Consider the following 16464-nt stretch of genomic DNA (forward strand, 5'->3'; position numbering starts at 1 on the left):
GATTGCCGAAGCGGCCCGTCCGCGTCATCAACGAGCGGATGGTCAAGGGGGAGCGGATGATGCGGAACGCCCTGGTCGGACTCGTCCTTCTCGCCGCGCCCGCGGCTCCCGCGCAGGAGCAGGAGCCGCGCTTCGCCTGGCCGGTCGCCTGCACCCTGGGCAAGGACTGCTTCATCCAGAACTACGTCGATGCGGACCCCAGCCCGGGCCGTGCGGATTTCCGCTGCGGCCCGCTCACTTATGACGGGCATGACGGCACCGACATCCGGCTGCCGGACCTGGCCACGATGCAGCGCGGTGTCGACGTCCTGGCCTCCGCCGACGGCACAGTGCTGCGCGTCCGCGACGGACAGCCTGACGTTTCGGTGAACGAGCGCGGCAAGGACGCGATCAAGGGGATCGAGGCCGGCAACGCTGCGATCATCGAAATCGGTAATGGCTGGCAGACCCTATATGCCCATATGAAGCGGGGCAGCCTGAAGGTGAAGCCCGGCGATGTCGTGAAGGCAGGTCAGCCGCTGGGCCAGATCGGCTTGTCCGGCGACACCGAGTTCCCGCATCTGCACTTCAGCGTCCTGAAGGGCGAACAGCGCATCGACCCCTTTACCGACGAGCCGCCCGGTGCGGGCTGCACGGCAACGGGGCATTCGATGTGGGCGACCGACGTCCCGTATATCCAGACCGGCCTGCTGATCGCCGGGTTCGCCACGGGCCCGGCCGATGCCAACGCCGCGCGACTCGGCCGCTACGCCAATCTCAAGGGCGATCGCCAAGCGCCGCTGGTGATGTGGGCCGAGGCATTCGGCGTCCAGGCTGGCGACCTGCAAACCATCACCATCGCCGCCCCGGACGGCACCCTGGCGTTCCAGGACCAGAACCCGTTGCCGTCCTCGAAGATTAATTGGTTCGCCTTCGCCGGCAAACGGGCGCCGAAGGATGGCGGCTGGAAGCCTGGCACCTACATCGGCCGCTACCGGCTGGAACGCAACGGCGCGATGCTGATCGACGTCGAGCGGAAGCTGGAGATCCCATGATCCCGATCCTCTTCGGCGCCCGCTACAGCGTCTATGTCCGCGCCGCCCTGTTGGCATTGCAGGAGAAGGGCGTGGGCTTCAACCTGGTCGAGGTCGACATCTTCGCCGCCGAGGGGCCACCACCCGGCTATCTCGGCCGCCATCCCTTCGGCCGCATCCCAGCCTTCGAGCATGACGGCTTCGCGCTGTACGAGACCGCGGCGATCACCCGCTATGTCGACGAGGCGTTTCCGGGCCCCGCGCTGCAGCCCGCCGAGCCTCGCGGCCGGGCCCGGATGACGCAGGTGATCGGCGTGCTGGACAGCTACGCCTACCGCCCGCTGGTCTGGGACATCTATGTCGAGCGGGTGTCGAAGCCGAAGGCGGGCCGGCCGAGCGACGAGGCGCTGATCGCCGCGGCCCTGCCGCGCGCCGGGCTGTGCCTGGACGTGCTCGACGGCTTCCTCGGCGACGGCCCGTGGCTGGCGGGCGATGCGCTCAGCCTCGCCGACCTGCATGCCGCGCCGGTCATCGACTATTTCCGCATGGCGCCCGAGGGGCGCGACCTGCTGGCCCGGCGCGAGCGGCTGGCCGCCTGGTGGGACCGCATCGCCGCCCGCCCGAGCGCCGCGGTGCTGGGCCGAAGCTAGCGAAACGTCAGGCGGTCACGGAGGCGGCGCGAGCGCGCCGGGAACAATGTCAGTGTTCTGAGCGATCCGGATCCGCCAGCCATCCGTGGCCTCGGTCAATACCAGAAGCAATATGCCCTGCCGCGGCTCGGCGGGAGTGCCGTCGGGACCTCTCAGGCCATCGAGCGTCCAGGCCACGTGCAGGGCGGCGACTCCCGGCCCCAACCGGGTGATCTCGGCGACTTCGCCCTCCAGGCGGCTTTCCTTGAAGATGGTCGCATGGGTGGCCACATGGGCGGCCCCTATTTCAGCCCGACTTCGCCACCATGCGCCGACCACGTTCACGAAGTCCGCATCCTCCGCGAACAGCGCGGCCAGCGCCGCCATGTCGTGACGGTTCCAGGCCAGGATGAACGCGGCGGGGACGTCCTCCATCCGAAGAGCCTTCGTCATCACGAGTGCCCTCAACCTGCCACTCGATATTGCCCAATCTACCGCAGAACGAGGCTGGAAGACATTCCACTACGTCCACACCCGCGAACGGTCGCAGTTGAGCAGCGCCGACCGGAGATGGGCGATGATCCGCGCCTCGTTCTCGGCCGAGCGGCTGGCCGGCCGCAAGGACGCGCGCGGACCCTCATCGTCCACGCCCCGTCGCAGAGTGATTAATCTCTCGTGATCCATAGGCCCCCCGTCATGTCGTCCAGGCAGTTCAGCCGGCAAACATGGCGCCATCGGGCCGATCCTGAGTCACGGCTCGCCTTAATCGCGGCACGAGTCAGGCCTGGTCCGGCACGAACCGCCCGGGGGTGATGCCGAAGCCGGCGCGGAAGCGGGTGATGAAGGCGCTGACGCTGTCATAGCCGACGGCCAGCGCCGCCTCGGTCACCGATGCGCCGCCGCCGAGCAGCGCCGCCGCCCGGATCAGCCGGGCGTGGTGCCGCCATTGCACGAAGCTCAGCCCCGTCTCGGCCTTGAAGCGCCGCACCAGGCTGCGCTTCGGCAGGCCCAGCATTGCCGCCCAATCATCGAGCCGGCGCGGATCGGCCGGGTCGGCCGCCAGGGCGGCGGTCATCCGGCGCAGCCGCGGGTCGCGCGGCGTCGGCAGGCGCAGCGGCTCCTCCGGCGCGGCGCGCAGCTCGTCCAGCAGCACCGCCAGCAGCCGGTCGCGGCGGCCGGGATCCTCCGCATCGACCTCGGCGATCCGGCCCAGCAGCGACAGGGCCAGCGGCGGCGCCCGCAGCACCGCCGGCCGCGACGGCAGGCCGGCGGTATCGAGATAGAGGCTGATGCCGGCCACCGGCCCGAGGGTCAGCACACCGTGCGGCACGCCCGCCGGCATCCAGCACAGCCGGCCAGGCGGCATGATCCAGTCCCCGGCGCCGCTGCGGATCAGGGCCAGGCCGCGGTCGAGGGCGAAGAGCTGGCCGAGATCATGCGCATGGATCGGCCCGTCGAAGCGACCGTCATGGCGGAAGCGGCGGATCTCGGTCGGCACGGATTGGCCAGAATGAGCAATTGTTGGACCCGTTCCCGTTAGCACGCCAGATGGTGCCCGGCTAGGGTCCGGGCCCGATCCTGAACCGAGGCTGCCGATGACGCCCCTGCCCCCCGGCCCGCTGCACCGATCGCTCGCCCGGCTCGAAGGCGCCTGGGAGGGCGAGGAGGAGGTGTTCCCCAACCCCTGGGGGCCGAGCGGGCCGGCCCGCGGCCGCTGGGATTTCCGCCTCGACCGGGCCGGCCTGGCGCTGATCCACGACTTCAGCGAGGAGCGCGCGGGCGGATACCGCTTCGACGCGCATGGCGTGCTGACGGTCGACCCGGCGGCGCAGGAGATCGTCTGGTTCTGGTTCGACAGCTATGGCTGGCCGCCGCTGGCCCCGTCACGCGGGACCTGGGACGGCGACCGGCTGGTGCTGGAGAAGCATACGCCGCGCGGCATCGGCCGGTCGGTCCTGACCGTCGGGCCCGACTGTTTCATCCATGAGATCGAGAGCCGCCCGAACGGGCAGGACGGCTTCATCCCGATCATGCGTGGCGTGTTCCACCGGCGAGGTTGAGGCCGGCGGGCACCGGATCGGCGAAGACGAAGGGTCGGACCAGCAGCCGGCGCTTCCAGTGCAGCAGGCCCAGCCCGCCCTGTTCCAGCGCGCCGTAGAGCACGAAGCGCACGCCCCGCACCCGCAGATCCTCGCGGCGCAGCAGCCAGCGCACGATCTCGACGAACAGCAGCTTCATCGCGCCGGAAGACAGGTGGTCGGCATGGCCAAGGAAGCTGACGATGCGGATGATGTTGCCGATCCGGCGCAGCACGATGGTGCCGACCAGCCGGTCCCGACCGTCGTCGATGAACACGCCCCAGTCGACCGCCCAGTGCTCCGGGCACGGCGCGTCGAGCCAGGGATCCCCCTTCACCCCGCTGCCGCGGCCGAAGCGCTGGGCGAAGGCCTGCGGCACCGGCCCGCCGGAGCGGAACAGCTTCGACGCCTCGATGTCTCGCATGTCGTCGCCCTGGCCGAAGCGGTCGAAGATCCGGCAATGATAGCCGGCCTTCGCGGCCTTGCGCGTCTCGCGCAGGATATAGCCGAAGGATTGGCTGCGGATCGCCTTCTCATAGGCTTCGGCATCGGCGAAGCCATCGAGATCCAGCAGACAGGGCGTGCCTTGCCACAACCGGGCGATGCCGTCCGGCCCGCGCCGCATGTATTTCGCCAGATAATCGCGATGCGACGACACCATGTGCCGGCAGAGGACGCCGCCGCTGCAGTGCTCGGTCTCCAGCCGCAGCGCCGCGTCCGGTAGGTCGGCGGCCCGCAGTCCCCAGACGCGCAGGCGCTGCTCCTTGCGCAGCCGGAACAGAACCGGCTCGACCCCGCCGAGATAGGCCCGCATCGCAATGCCGGAGATAGAGATCGCCATGGAATCTTCCTTCGAACTCTTTCGGCTCAACCCGATTATGGCGAAGACCGGGACCATCGATCAACGAGTCCGGCCTGAAATCTTCAAACAATCGCAGCCGATTTGATGCGAATTCGATGCAACACGTGACGCTGCCGGCTCGGTTCGGCAGTTCCGCCGCAGCCCGATCTCTGGCACGCTGATCCCGCCGGCGGTGCCGGCGGAGGCCCGGATCATGACGCTCGACGACTATCTTCTCTTCCTGCCCGCCTGCTTCGCGCTGAACATGGCGTTCGGCCCGAACAATCTGCTGTCGCTGTCGAACGGCGCCCGCGACGGCACGCTGCGCGCCGTGGCCGCCGCCTCCGGCCGGCTGGTCGCCTTCGCCATTATGATCGCGGTCGCCGGGCTGGGCCTCGGCACGCTGCTCACTGCGTCGGAGATCGCCTTCGCCGTGGTGAAATGGCTGGGTGCCGCCTATCTGATCTGGCTCGGCATCAAGCTGCTGCGCGCCGACACGCCGGCGCCGGAGCGGATGGCGGCCGCGCGACGGCAGCCGCTGCGCACCCTGATCCGGCAGGAGTTCTGGGTGGCCGCCAGCAACCCGAAGGCGATCCTGATCTTCACCGCCTTCTTCCCGCAATTCGTGGTGCCACAGGACTATGCCGCCAGCTTCACCCTGCTGGGCGCCAGCTTCCTGGCGCTGGAGGTCGTGGCGATCACCATCTATGCCCTGATCGGCGCCCGTCTCGGCCGCTACTTCCGCAGCGCACGGCCGTTCCGCTGGTTCAACCGGATCTCCGGCGGGCTGATGATCGGCTTCGGCCTGCTGCTGGCCGCCGCCCGCCGACCGGCGGGGTAGCGTTCCATTACCCCAGGAACGCCTCGATCGCCGCGGTGAAGGCGTCCGCCTGCTCGAGATTGGCGATGTGGGCGGCGTCGAGGGCGAGGAAGCGGGCGCCCGGCACCGCGGCGGCGATCTCCTGCCCCCGCTCCGGCGGGGTGCCCTGGTCCTGGCTGCCAGACAGCACCAGCACCGGCGCCCGGATCCGGCCGATCGTATCGCGCTGGTCCATGTCGCGGATCGCGGCGCAGGTGGCGGCATAGCCGTCCGGCGACGCCGCCAGCAGCTTGCGGCGGATGCCGTCAACTGTCTCCGGCGCCCGGTCGCGGAAGCCCGGGCTGAACCACCGCCCGATCACGCCGTCGACCAGCCCGGCCGTGCCGTCGCGCCGCACCGCATCGATTCGCGGATCCCAGATCGCGGCGCCGCCAGCATAGGCGGTGGTGCAGCTAGGCACCAGCCGGCGGACCCGGTCGGATGCGTGGATCCCGAGCCACAGCGCCACCATGCCGCCCAGCGACAGGCCAACGACATCGGCACGGGCGATACCGAGGGCATCGAGCAGCCCGACCGCGTCACGCCCCAGCCGGTCGAGGCTGTAGGGCCCGGCCGGCGCGTCACTGCCGCCATGGCCACGATGGTCATAGCGCAGCACCCGGAAGCGCCGGGCGAGCCGTTCCACCTGCGGCGCCCACATCTCGAGGTCGACGCCGAGGGCATGCGAGAGCAGCAGCGGCCAGGCGGTAGTGCAGCCGGCATCCATCGATGGTGGCGTAGGGCATGGTCGGCTCTCCTGGCCAGGGCGGTCGATCGGTCGGGCAGGAGATGCCCGACGGCATGGCGGCGCGGTGCCGCGCGACGCAGTGTGGCGGGATGGGCTATGGAAGTCGATGCCGCCGCATCGAGCGGAGATGCGGGCGAAGCGCGACGGAGAGGACGATGACCGACCACCGCCAACAGGCGCCTTCGGCGGCGCGCAACCGGGATCCGATCCTGGCCGTGCTGCGCCGCGTGCTGCCCCCGGCCGGCACGGTGCTGGAGATCGCCAGCGGCACGGGCGAGCACGGCGTGCATTTCGCACAGGCGCTGCCGGGCCTGACCTTCCAGCCCTCCGATCCGAACCCGGACGCCCGCCTCAGCATCGCCGCCTGGGTCGCCGACAGCGGCCTGGCCAATCTGCGCCCGCCGCTGGAGTTGGACGTCACCTCGCCCGCCTGGCCGGTGACGGCAGCGGATGCGGTGCTGTGCATCAACATGATCCACATCTCGCCCTGGGCTTCGACCGAGGGACTGATGCGCGGCGCCGCGTCCATCCTGCCGCCGGGCGCCCCGTTGTACCTCTATGGCCCCTACCGCCGGACCGGCGTGGCGACCGCGCCGAGCAACGAGGCCTTCGACCGCGACCTGCGGCAGCGCAATCCGGCCTGGGGGCTACGGGAGCTGGAGGCCATCGCCGCTGTCGCCGCCGCGGCCGGCTTCTCTAGCCCCGAGGTCACCGAGATGCCGGCCAACAATCTGAGCGTGGTGTTCCGCAGGCTCTGACCCGGTTTCAGCCTTCCACCCGCCAGCCCGGCACGGTCTTCCCGCGGAAGACATGGACGTCATCGCCGCCCGGCACCGGCAGCCGCTCCGGTAACTCCTCGGCGCCGCGGACCAGGGTGACGGTCTCCTCGTTCACCGGCAGTCCGTAGAAGGCCGGACCGTTCAGCGAAGCGAAGGCCTCGAACCGGTCCAGCGCCCCCTCTTCCTCGAACACCTGGGCGTAGCAGGCGACCGCCACCCGGGCGTTGAACACCCCGGCGCAGCCGCAGGCCGTCTCCTTGGCATGCACCGGATGCGGTGCGGAATCGGTGCCCAGGAAGAAGCGCGGGTCGCCCGAGGTCGCCGCGCGGCGCAGCGCCAGGCGGTGGGTCTCCCGCTTCACCACCGGCAGGCAGTAGTAGTGCGGCCGCACCCCGCCAACCAGCAGGTCGTTGCGGTTCAGCACCAGGTGCTGCGGCGTGATCGTGGCGCCAACCAGCCCGTCGCCCTGGTCGAGCACGAAGTCGACGCCGTCCTGGGTGGTGACATGCTCCATGACGATCCGCAGCTCCGGGAAATCGGCGCGGATCGGCCGCAGGTGCCGCTCGATGAACACCGCCTCGCGGTCGAAGATGTCGATCTCCGGATCCACCACCTCGCCATGCACCAGGAGCGGCAGGCCGATCGCCTGCATCCGCTCCAGCACGGGCCGGACCTTGGCCAGGTCGCGCACCCCGCCATGCGAGTTGGTGGTGGCGCCGGCCGGGTACAGCTTGACCGCGGTCAGCACGCCCTCGTCGCGGCCGCGGGCGAGGTCGTCCGGGTCGGTGCCCTCGGTCAGATAGGCCGTCATCAGCGGGGTGAAGCGCGCACCCTCGGGCAGTGCAGCCAGGATCCGCTCGCGATAGGCCCGGGCATCGGCGGTGGTGACCACCGGCGGCGTCAGGTTCGGCATGATGATGGCGCGGGCGAAATGCACCGTCGTATGCGGCAGCACCGCGCGCAGCATGGCGCCGTCGCGCAGATGGAGATGCCAGTCATCGGGGCGGCGGATCGTGAGGCGGTCGGTCATCGCGGGTGTCCTGCTGCGGCGGGCGGATCATGGCCATGCGTACTTTAGTCCGCAAGCCCGCTTGCCGGATGGCTGCCCCCGCCCTAAGACACCCCAAATCCGCCGGAGCCCGCCATGATCCTCTCGACCAGCTTCCCCGACCGCAAGACCATCGCCCGCCTGACCGCCCAGGCCTATCTCGAGGCCGGCGCGGTCAGCTTCAACGCCGAGACGCCGTACAAATTCACCTCGGGCTGGGCCAGCCCGGTCTACACCGACACCCGGCGGCTGATCTCCTTCCCCCGCATCCGCCGCGTGCTGATGGACTTCGCCACCTCGGTGATCCTGAGCGAGATCGGCTTCGAGAAGATCGACGCGGTGGCGGGCGGCGAGACCGCCGGCATCTCCTACGCCGCCTGGATCGCCGACCGGCTGGCCCTGCCGATGCAGTATGTCCGCAAGAAGCCGAAGGGCTTCGGCCGCAACGCCCAGATCGAGGGCGTGCTGACCGAGGGCCAGCGGGTGCTGCTGGTCGAAGACCTGAACACCGATGGCCGCAGCAAGGCCAAGTTCTGCCAAGCGCTGCGCGACGCCGGCGCGGTGGTGGAGCACGTCTTCGTCGTCTTCAACTACGGCATCTTCAAGGACACGCCGAAGTTCTTCGAATCGATCGGGGTCGAGCTGCACGGGCTGGCGACCTGGTGGGACGTGCTGGAGGTCTGCAAGGCCGGCAACCATTTCGACCCGAAGACGCTGGACGAGGTCGAGAAGTTCCTGCGCGACCCGGTGTCCTGGTCCGCCGCGCATGGCGGCATCGACAAGATGCCGACGGACTGAGACCGCCTCGCCGTTGCGGCTGAGGTCCGAGCCGATTTCCAGCTCTGCGCCCGGAGAATGGCGAGCCTGCCGGACGGGGCGGAGCGGCCGTGCTATAACACGCCGCCCGCCCCTCCTGGCCGGCCTCTCGCGATGCTCCCCATGCCGGATGAGCTGCAGCTCCTGGACCTGATCGGTCAGATCTATGACGCCGCGATCGGCGACGAGGACTGGACCCGGGTCCTGGGTGCCCTATCCCACCTGCTCGGCGGCCATGCGGCGGTGCTGCAGCGCCCCCACGCGCCGGGCCAGGCGGTGCAGGCGCTGGTGAGCGGCATCGACCCGACCTATGTCGAGCTGTACGGCGCCCACTATCACAGCCTGCTGCCGATCGGATCCTGGCTGCCGCGAATGCCGGGCGGGTCCGTCTTCGTCGACCGCATGCTGCTGCCGGATCGGGACTATGTCCGGACCGAATTCTACACCGATTTCCTGACGCCGCAGGACCAGCATGCCAGCCTGTCCTGGCTCGCCCGCGGCCGGCCCGGCAGCCGGGCCACCCCAGCGCTGATCTCGATCTGGCGGTCACGGCGGCAGCCGGAATGGGAGCCGGCACAGCTCCGCCTCCTCCACCGGCTCGGCCCGCATCTCGAGCAGGCGCTGGAGATCGAGCGTCGCCTCGCCGCCGGAGCGGCATATCAGGTGGCGATCAGCCTGGCCCGCACCGCCGCGGCCCTGACCTGGCGCGAGCGGGACTGCCTGTCGCGGATCGCCCGCGGCGCGTCCAGCAAGGACATCGCCCGCCAGCTCGATCTATCGATCCACACCGTCAACGAGTATATCGAGACGGCGATGCGGAAGCTGGAGGCGACCAGCCGGAGCGAGGCGGTGGCCAAGGCCATGGTGCTCGACCTGCTGGGGGAATGATCCCCTAATCCTCGGGGATTGAGGCTTGCCTTGCGATCCGTGATTCTCTCCCTTGAGACTCACATTGCTCGACTGAACGCAATTCAGGTTTTTTCGCGTCGAGAAGGAAACAATTCGACGCAAATTCTGTTCTGATTGTGTATGCGGCCGGCGTGATGCGCACGGACCACAGGGTGGAGGTGGACAGATGAATCCGGTTCTGATGGCAGCCTTCGGGCTGATCGGAGTGCTGCTGTGGCGCGCCGGACCGGCCTTCGCCGCTGTCACCGGCGGTACGGCCCTGTCGGCAGCGGTCCTGCTGATGACCCTGCACTGACGGCCATGACGTCCAGGAGCGTGGCCGCGGGCCCGCCGCGCTCGACCGCCCTTTCCTTATACCGCCCTCTCAGCCTCAGGAGTCGAGGCGACCGGCCTGCCTCTCGGTAATTTCCTTCCAGCGGTGCCGCGCACGCGTCGGGCGGTCGAAAGTCCATGAAATCTGCTATAGTCCCGACCGGCTGCCGGCCTCGTGCCGGTGGCCGGCCGTGCTCTTGCCTTGCTTCGCCATGCCGGATGACCGCGCCATTGCCCAGCTGGTCGGCCAGACCTACGACGCCGCGCTCGGCGACGAGGACTGGACGGTCGTGCTGGGCCGGATCCTGGAGCTGGTCGGCGGCGAGGCGGCGGCGCTGCACCCGACCGGCGCGCCGAGGGCGGCCGACATCGCCATCCGCGTCGGCTGCGACCCCGCCTACATCCCGCTCTACAACGCGCATTACCACTCGACCTGGCCGATCCTGCCGATGCTGCAGCAGCTGCCGGCCAGGCCGGTCTTCGTGGATCGCATGCTGGTGCCCCAGGCCGACTTCATCCGCACCGAATTCTACAACGACTACATCCGCCCGCAGGGCGGCCACAGCGGCCTCTACTGGGTCGATTTCGACCGGAACGGTCTTGGCGCGCATCTCTCGCTCTGGCGCTCCGGGCGCCGCCCCGACTGGAGCGACGAGGACGTCCGGCTGCTGTGGCATCTCGGCCCGCATGTCGGCCGGGCGCTGAAGATCCGCGGCCGGCTGTCCGCGGCCGCCTCACGCTCCAGCGACCCGCCGCTGCTGGCACCGCGCGAGCGCGACTGCCTGGCCTGGGTGGCCCGCGGCGCCTCCAGCAAGCAGGCGGCCCAGCACCTGGCCCTGTCGGTCTATACCGTCAATGAATACGTCGCCTCGGCGATGCGCAAGCTGCAGGCTACCAGCCGCAGCGAGGCCGTGGCCAGCGCCCTGAGCCTTGGCCTGCTCGACCCCTAGGCCCGATCCCCCAATCCTGGGGGTTGAGAGGATTTTCCCATCCTGGGACAATATCCGCAGTCGATCACGCACCCGGCGGCAGACGCCGGCAACGGCGATGCGCGGCCGGACCGGCCGCCCCGCACCATCCCCGCGACATGATCAGCCCGTCGGAGCGGCGGGCCTGAGAGAGGATTGCCATGGCCCTTCGCGTTTGTGCCGCCCTGATCCCGGTGAGGCGGCGCGCCGTGCCGCCGGGCACCGCCCGCCCTGTTTCAGGATCCGCTATAGCCCAGCGTGTGGCGCAGCTCGGCCTTGGCCGGCTCGTATTCGGCCAGGAAATCCGGGCGCTGCAGCAGCTCGAAGGCGATCACCGTGCCGGCGATGCGGCCCATCTCGATGTCGGAGCGGTAATGGATGCCGCCGATCACCCGGTTGTTCGCGAACTGCCAGGCCCGGGCCATGATCTCGGCCCGCTTCTCCGGCACCATGTCGGACAGGATGACGCCCATCAGCGTCCCGACCGTCGCATGGCCCGACGGGTAGGAGCCCGAGCTCGACAGCTTGACCGCCGGCTTGACCAGGTCGCTGAGCTGATGCGGGCGGGGCCGCTTCCAGACGTCCTTGGCCGGGTCGACCACCACGCCTTCGGTCGCGACCACGCGGTCGAAGAAGGCGCTGAACACCGGCAGGCCGGCCGGCACGAATTTCGGGCCCATCACATTGCTGAAGCGCCAGACATCCTCCGTGGCGTCGGCGATCGCCGCCTGCTCCATCTCCGGCGTGCGGGTCACCTGCAGGGTCAGCACCTCGCCCAGCTCGGCCTTGGTCTGCGCCGAGTCGTTCGCCGGGGGCGGCGGCAGAAGCTGCAGGAGGTTGATCTCCTTGTCGGTGACGAAGGGCTTCGCCTCCTCGGCCTGTGACGGGACGGGGCCGATCGCCGCCAGCACCAGAAGGCCGAAGGCCAGGATGGATCGCCGCATGGGCATGCTCCGATGGGATGAGGACGGCGGACCCTAGACCCGGCCGATGACAGCCGGATGACAGCCGCCGCCCTCCGGAGCGTCAGGCGGCGAAATCCTCGATCCGGTCGGCCGCGGCGCGGTCATAGCCGCGGCTGGCCTCGAGCAGCTGGCGGGTGTAGGGCTGGGCCACCGTGCCGTCATGCAGCTGCGCCGCGGTCAGCGTCTCGACGATGCGGCCGCGATTCATCACCGCCAGCCGCTCGCACATCACAGACACCACGGCGAGGTTGTGGGTGACCAGAAGATAGGTCAGCCCCCGCTCGGCCCGGAGGCGCTTCAGCAGGTTCAGGATTTCCGCCTGCACCGAGACGTCGAGCGCCGAGGTCGGCTCGTCCAGCAGCAGCACCCGCGGCTCCAGCACCAGCGCCCGGGCGATGGCGACGCGCTGGCGCTGCCCGCCCGACAGCTGGTGCGGATAGCGGAAGCGGAAGCTGGGACCGAGCCCGACCTCCTTCAGCACCCGCTCGACCCGGGCATCGCGGTTGTCGAGGCCGTGGATCGCCAGCGGCTCCATCAGCGTCGCATCCACCGTCTGGCGCGGATGCAGCGAGCCGTAGGGGTCCTGGAACACCATCTGGCACAGCTTGAAGAAGCCCTTGTCGCGGTGCCGCCCCTGCTCCCGCCCGTCCACCGTGACCCGGCCGGTCCAGTCCCAGTTCAGGCCGGACAAGGCGCGCAGGATCGTCGATTTGCCGGAGCCGCTTTCGCCCACCAGCCCGTAGCTCTCGCCCCGCTCCACCGCCAGCGAGGCGCCACGCACCGCGTGGGTGTCGCCGAACATGACGTCCAGCTGTTCGATCGCGATCATCGGGTCCGCCATGGTCACGCCTCCAGCCAGGCCGGGTCGCGCTGCAGCACCGGCAGGAACGGCCGGGTGTCGCCGATCTGCGGCAGCGATTCGAGCAGGCCGCGGGTGTAGGGATGCTTCGCCTGGTGCAGCTCCGCCGCCCGGCAGCTCTCCACCACCCGGCCGGCATACATAATCAGGATGCGGTCGCAGAAGCTGGCCACCAAGTTGAGGTCGTGGCTAATGAAGATCAGCCCCATGCCGCGCTGGGTCACCAGGTCGTCGATGATCGCCAGCACCTGCATCTGCACGGTGACGTCCAGCGCCGAGGTCGGCTCGTCCGCAATCAAGAGGTCCGGGTCGGGGATCAGCATCATCGCGATCATGATGCGCTGGCCCATGCCGCCCGAGACCTCGTGCGGGTACAGGCCCCACACCCGCTCCGGGTCGCGGATGCGCACCGCCTCGAACATCTCCAGCACCCGGCGCTTGGCTTCACGGGCCGAGGCGCGCTTGTGGATGCGGTAGGCCTCGGCCACCTGCTCGCCCACCGTGGCCACGGGGTTGAGCGAGAATTTCGGGTCCTGCATCACCATCGAGATGCGGCGGCCGCGGATGGCCCGCATCTGCCGTTCGCTCTGGCGCTGCAGGTCGATGCCGTCGAACACCAGCCGGTCGGCCTGGGCCCGGCCGGGCGGCCCGACCAGCCGCAGGATCGACCGGCCGGTCATCGACTTGCCGGAGCCGCTTTCGCCGACGATGCCCAGCTTCTCGCGGCCAAGGGTGAAGCTCATGCCGCGCACGGCCCGCACCGGGCCCTTGGCGGTGTCGAAGGTGACCGAGAGGTTCTGAACCTCCAGCAGCGGCCGGCTCATGCCCCCCGCACTCATGATTGCCCACCCTGCTTCGGGTCGAGGATGTCGCGCAGCCCGTCGCCGAGCAGGTTGAAGCCCAGGCTGACCACGAAGATGGCGATGCCGGGCATGGTCGCGACCCACCACTGGTCGAGGATGAAGCTGCGGCCCTTGGAGATCATCGCGCCCCATTCCGGCAGCGGCGGCTGGGCGCCGAGCCCGAGGAAGCCGAGGCCCGCCGCGGTCAGGATGATGCCGGCCATGTCGAGCGTGACCCGGACGATCACCGAGGACAGGCACAGCGGCACGATGTGCCGGGCGACGATGCGGGCGCTGGAGGCGCCCTGCAGCCTAACCGCGCTGATGAAATCGGCGTTGCGGATGGTCAGCGTCTCGGCCCGGGCGATGCGGGCATAGGGCGGCCAGGAGGTGATGGCGATGGCGATGATCGCGTTCTCGATGCCGGGGCCGAGCGCGGCGACGAAGGCCAGCGCCAGGATCAGCTTCGGGAAGGCCAGGAAGATGTCGGTGATGCGCATCAGCACCGCATCGACCCAGCCGCCGAGATAGCCGGAGACGGTGCCGATCAAGAGGCCGACCGGGGCCGCGGTGATCGCCACCAGCACCACGATCAGCAGCGTCAGCCGGGTGCCGTAGATGATGCGGGACCAGATGTCCCGGCCGAGCTCGTCGGTGCCCAGCCAATGCGCGGAACTGAAGGGCTGCAGCCGCTCCGCCAAATTCTGCTCGATCGGCGACTGGTGGGCCAGCAGCGGCGCGATCGCCGCGGCGACCAGCAGCAGCAGGACGATGACCAAGCCGACCATGGCCAGCGGGTTGCGGGCCAGGCCGAGCCACAGCAGGTACAGCCGCCCGAGCCGGGCCTGGCCGCGCGAATGCGGCGTGTCGGAGAGCAGCCAGCCGCGCCAGCTGTCGGGGCGTGGAGATGTCAGATCGGTCATCGCGCCCTCGGGTCCAGCACGCGGTACAGGAGGTCGGACAGCATGTTCAGCCCGATATAGACGGCGCCGACCACGATGGTGCCGCCGAGCACCGCATTCATGTCGGCGTTGAGCAGGGAGTTGGTGATGTACTGGCCGAGGCCAGGCCAGGCGAACACCGTCTCGGTCAGCACCGCCCCTTCCAGCAGGCCGGCATAGGACAGCGCCACCACGGTCAGCAGCGGCACCCGGATGTTGCGGAAGGCATGGCGCCAGATCACCGCCCACTCCGACACGCCCTTGACCCTCGCGGTGGTGACGTATTCCTGGCGCAGCTGGTCGAGCATGAAGGACCGCGTCATCCGGCTGATATAGGCCAGGCTGTAATAGCCCAGCAGCGCCGCCGGCAGGATCAAATGGTCGACGGCGTTCCAGAACACGTCCCACTCGCCGGCCAGCGCGGCGTCGAGCGTGATCACGCCGGTCACCGGGTCGACCAGCCCGTCATAGAAGACGTCGAGCCGCCCCGGCCCGCCGACCCAGCTGAGCTTGGCGTAGAACAGCAGCAGCCCGACCAGGCCGAGCCAGAAGATCGGCACCGAATAGCCGATCAGCCCGACCACCCTGACCAGATGGTCCGGCCATCGGCCGCGATGCACCGCCGCCAGCACCCCGGACGGCACGCCGAAGACGATGCCGAACAGCACGCCGAGCGTCGCCAGCTCCAAGGTCGCCGGGAACACCCGGCCGATATCTTCCAGCACCGGGCGCGAGGTCAGCACCGAGGTGCCGAGATCGCCCGACAGCACGTCGCCGGCATAGCGGGCGAACTGGTCCCACAGCGGCTTGTCGAGGCCGAGCTCCAGCCGCGCCTTCTCATAGACGTCGCGTGGCGCCCGGTCGCCGACCACGGCGAGCACCGGGTCGATCGGCACCACCCGGCCGATGAAGAAGGTGACCAGGAGAAGGCCGAAGAAGGTGGTCGCCAGCGAGGCGACCACGCCGGCGATGCGGAGGGCGAGGCCGCGCCGCCGCCGGCGTCGGGCAGCGCCGGGCCGGGCGGGGACCGGCTGAAGGTTGGTGGCGGTCACGGGGTCAAGACTTCCTGCCGGTCCAATACTGGTTCCTGTCATAGGTCGCCGACCAGGTGAGGCCCTGGACCGATTTGCGGCTGGCGATCACCTCGGACAGCTGGAACATGAAGGCGAAGGGCGACACCTGCTGGTGGCGGCGCTGCAGGTCGGCATAGATCTGCGCCCGCTTGGCGCCGTCGGTCTCCAGCACCGCCTGCTGCGCATCGGCGGTCATCGCCGCATCCTGCCAGCCATTGGCCCAGGCCTGGGTCTTCGAGGCCGTGGCGTCGCTGTTGTCGGCGTTGACCGCGAAGGTCCCGGCATTGGAGTCCGGATCCTCATAGTCCGGCCCCCAGCGGCCGATATAGATCTCGTGCTTGCGGGCGCGCTGTTTGGACAGGACCTGCCGGGCGTCGCCCGGGATCAGCTCCAGCGTCACGCCGGCCCGGGCGAAGCTGGCCTGCAGCGCCTGGGCGATGTCGATATAGGGCGACTGGTTGATCACATCCATCGTCGCCTTGAACCCGCCCGGCAGGCCGGCCTGGGCCAGCAGCGCCTTGGCCTTGTCGACGTCGAGCTTGAAGGGCGCGTCGTCGATCGACCCCAGCATCCCCGCCGGCACCAGGGTCTGATGCACGGTGGCGAGGCCATGCATGATGGTTCCGACGATGCCGTCATAGTCGATCAGGTATTTCAGCGCCTGCCGCACCTCCGGCTTGTCGAAGGGCGGGTGTAAACAAGTGCCTTTAATGTATCAAAATACTAAAAAATGAATGTTCCGTACAAAAAGTCATAGCCCAACCTTAAAATTACATGCTATAAC

At 69.4% G+C, this 16464-nt stretch carries 20 protein-coding genes; 9 read left to right on the forward strand and 11 right to left on the reverse strand.

Annotated elements, in window-relative coordinates; genetic code table 11:
* Positions 1-2: 2 nt before the first annotated feature.
* Complete coding sequence (locus tag ABDW35_RS04585; protein WP_343712671.1) at positions 3-1034, forward strand: M23 family metallopeptidase; 1032 nt, start codon at positions 3-5, stop codon at positions 1032-1034.
* The gene (locus tag ABDW35_RS04590; protein ID WP_343712672.1) at positions 1031-1663 is read left to right on the forward strand and encodes a glutathione S-transferase family protein; all 633 of its coding nucleotides are present in this window, start codon (positions 1031-1033) and stop codon (positions 1661-1663) included. Before ABDW35_RS04585 ends, ABDW35_RS04590 begins: the two co-directional genes overlap by 4 nt.
* 15 nt (positions 1664-1678) lie before the next feature.
* Here ABDW35_RS04590 and ABDW35_RS04595 read toward each other — a convergent pair whose 3' ends face one another.
* Together ABDW35_RS04595 and ABDW35_RS04600 are read right to left on the reverse strand one after the other, a co-directional pair.
* The gene (locus ABDW35_RS04595) at positions 1679-2077 is read right to left on the reverse strand and encodes an SgcJ/EcaC family oxidoreductase (protein ID WP_343712673.1); all 399 of its coding nucleotides are present in this window, start codon (positions 2075-2077) and stop codon (positions 1679-1681) included.
* A gap of 343 nt (positions 2078-2420) precedes the next feature.
* Positions 2421-3140 (reverse strand): helix-turn-helix transcriptional regulator, encoded by a 720-nt coding sequence (locus ABDW35_RS04600; RefSeq protein ID WP_343712674.1) that lies wholly within the window; start codon positions 3138-3140, stop codon positions 2421-2423.
* A gap of 97 nt (positions 3141-3237) precedes the next feature.
* Between ABDW35_RS04600 and ABDW35_RS04605 the strand changes: the two genes are divergently transcribed.
* On the forward strand, positions 3238-3702 hold the full coding sequence (locus tag ABDW35_RS04605; protein ID WP_343712675.1) for a DUF1579 family protein: 465 nt from the start codon (positions 3238-3240) through the stop codon (positions 3700-3702).
* On the opposite strand, the gene ABDW35_RS04610 is transcribed toward ABDW35_RS04605, so the two are convergent.
* Entirely contained in the window at positions 3671-4561 is an 891-nt protein-coding gene (locus ABDW35_RS04610; RefSeq protein WP_343712676.1) for a hypothetical protein, read from the reverse strand. The two genes, ABDW35_RS04605 and ABDW35_RS04610, sit on opposite strands and share 32 nt — an antisense overlap.
* A gap of 214 nt (positions 4562-4775) precedes the next feature.
* Here ABDW35_RS04610 and ABDW35_RS04615 point away from each other — a divergent pair, with 214 nt between their 5' ends.
* Positions 4776-5402, forward strand: coding sequence for a LysE family transporter (locus ABDW35_RS04615; RefSeq protein WP_343712677.1), 627 nt, complete (start codon positions 4776-4778; stop codon positions 5400-5402).
* A 7-nt stretch (positions 5403-5409) separates the two neighbouring features.
* Here the strand turns inward: ABDW35_RS04615 and pcaD are convergent, their stop codons facing one another.
* Entirely contained in the window at positions 5410-6147 is a 738-nt protein-coding gene (gene pcaD / locus ABDW35_RS04620; RefSeq protein ID WP_343712678.1) for a 3-oxoadipate enol-lactonase, read from the reverse strand.
* 176 nt (positions 6148-6323) lie between these two features.
* Between pcaD and ABDW35_RS04625 the strand changes: the two genes are divergently transcribed.
* On the forward strand, positions 6324-6926 hold the full coding sequence (locus ABDW35_RS04625; protein ID WP_343712679.1) for a DUF938 domain-containing protein: 603 nt from the start codon (positions 6324-6326) through the stop codon (positions 6924-6926).
* A 7-nt stretch (positions 6927-6933) separates the two neighbouring features.
* Here ABDW35_RS04625 and pyrC read toward each other — a convergent pair whose 3' ends face one another.
* A complete protein-coding gene (pyrC, locus tag ABDW35_RS04630; RefSeq protein WP_343712680.1) occupies positions 6934-7977 on the reverse strand; it encodes a dihydroorotase in 1044 nt (347 codons plus the stop codon).
* A gap of 114 nt (positions 7978-8091) precedes the next feature.
* Between pyrC and ABDW35_RS04635 the strand changes: the two genes are divergently transcribed.
* The 4 genes from ABDW35_RS04635 to ABDW35_RS04650 all read left to right on the forward strand — a co-directional run bounded on the left by ABDW35_RS04635 (position 8092) and on the right by ABDW35_RS04650 (position 10982).
* The gene (locus tag ABDW35_RS04635) at positions 8092-8793 is read left to right on the forward strand and encodes an orotate phosphoribosyltransferase (RefSeq protein WP_343712681.1); all 702 of its coding nucleotides are present in this window, start codon (positions 8092-8094) and stop codon (positions 8791-8793) included.
* Positions 8794-8934: 141 nt separating this feature from the next.
* Positions 8935-9699: a helix-turn-helix transcriptional regulator gene (locus tag ABDW35_RS04640; protein ID WP_343712682.1), complete on the forward strand. Its 765-nt coding sequence runs from the start codon at positions 8935-8937 to the stop codon at positions 9697-9699.
* 187 nt (positions 9700-9886) lie between these two features.
* A complete protein-coding gene (locus ABDW35_RS04645; RefSeq protein ID WP_343712683.1) occupies positions 9887-10015 on the forward strand; it encodes a hypothetical protein in 129 nt (42 codons plus the stop codon).
* 208 nt (positions 10016-10223) lie between these two features.
* Positions 10224-10982, forward strand: coding sequence for a helix-turn-helix transcriptional regulator (locus ABDW35_RS04650; RefSeq protein ID WP_343712684.1), 759 nt, complete (start codon positions 10224-10226; stop codon positions 10980-10982).
* Between the two features lie 254 nt (positions 10983-11236).
* Here ABDW35_RS04650 and ABDW35_RS04655 read toward each other — a convergent pair whose 3' ends face one another.
* From ABDW35_RS04655 to ABDW35_RS04680, 6 genes are all read right to left on the reverse strand, one after another.
* Positions 11237-11944 carry a phosphatase PAP2 family protein gene (locus ABDW35_RS04655; RefSeq protein WP_343712685.1) on the reverse strand — a complete coding sequence of 236 codons (708 nt, stop codon included), beginning with the start codon at positions 11942-11944 and terminating at the stop codon, positions 11237-11239.
* An 82-nt stretch (positions 11945-12026) separates the two neighbouring features.
* The gene (locus ABDW35_RS04660) at positions 12027-12806 is read right to left on the reverse strand and encodes an ABC transporter ATP-binding protein (protein WP_343712686.1); all 780 of its coding nucleotides are present in this window, start codon (positions 12804-12806) and stop codon (positions 12027-12029) included.
* 2 nt (positions 12807-12808) lie between these two features.
* The gene (locus ABDW35_RS04665; protein ID WP_343712687.1) at positions 12809-13648 is read right to left on the reverse strand and encodes an ABC transporter ATP-binding protein; all 840 of its coding nucleotides are present in this window, start codon (positions 13646-13648) and stop codon (positions 12809-12811) included.
* Between the two features lie 11 nt (positions 13649-13659).
* Positions 13660-14589: a nickel transporter permease gene (gene nikC, locus ABDW35_RS04670; RefSeq protein ID WP_343712688.1), complete on the reverse strand. Its 930-nt coding sequence runs from the start codon at positions 14587-14589 to the stop codon at positions 13660-13662.
* Entirely contained in the window at positions 14586-15578 is a 993-nt protein-coding gene (locus tag ABDW35_RS04675) for an ABC transporter permease (RefSeq protein WP_343712689.1), read from the reverse strand. Before ABDW35_RS04675 ends, nikC begins: the two co-directional genes overlap by 4 nt.
* An 85-nt stretch (positions 15579-15663) precedes the next feature.
* The gene (locus ABDW35_RS04680) at positions 15664-16392 is read right to left on the reverse strand and encodes an ABC transporter substrate-binding protein (protein WP_343712690.1); all 729 of its coding nucleotides are present in this window, start codon (positions 16390-16392) and stop codon (positions 15664-15666) included.
* Positions 16393-16464: the final 72 nt, after the last annotated feature.

Source organism: Inquilinus sp. (assembly GCF_039594555.1).
In the GTDB taxonomy this organism is placed as follows: domain Bacteria; phylum Pseudomonadota; class Alphaproteobacteria; order DSM-16000; family Inquilinaceae; genus Inquilinus.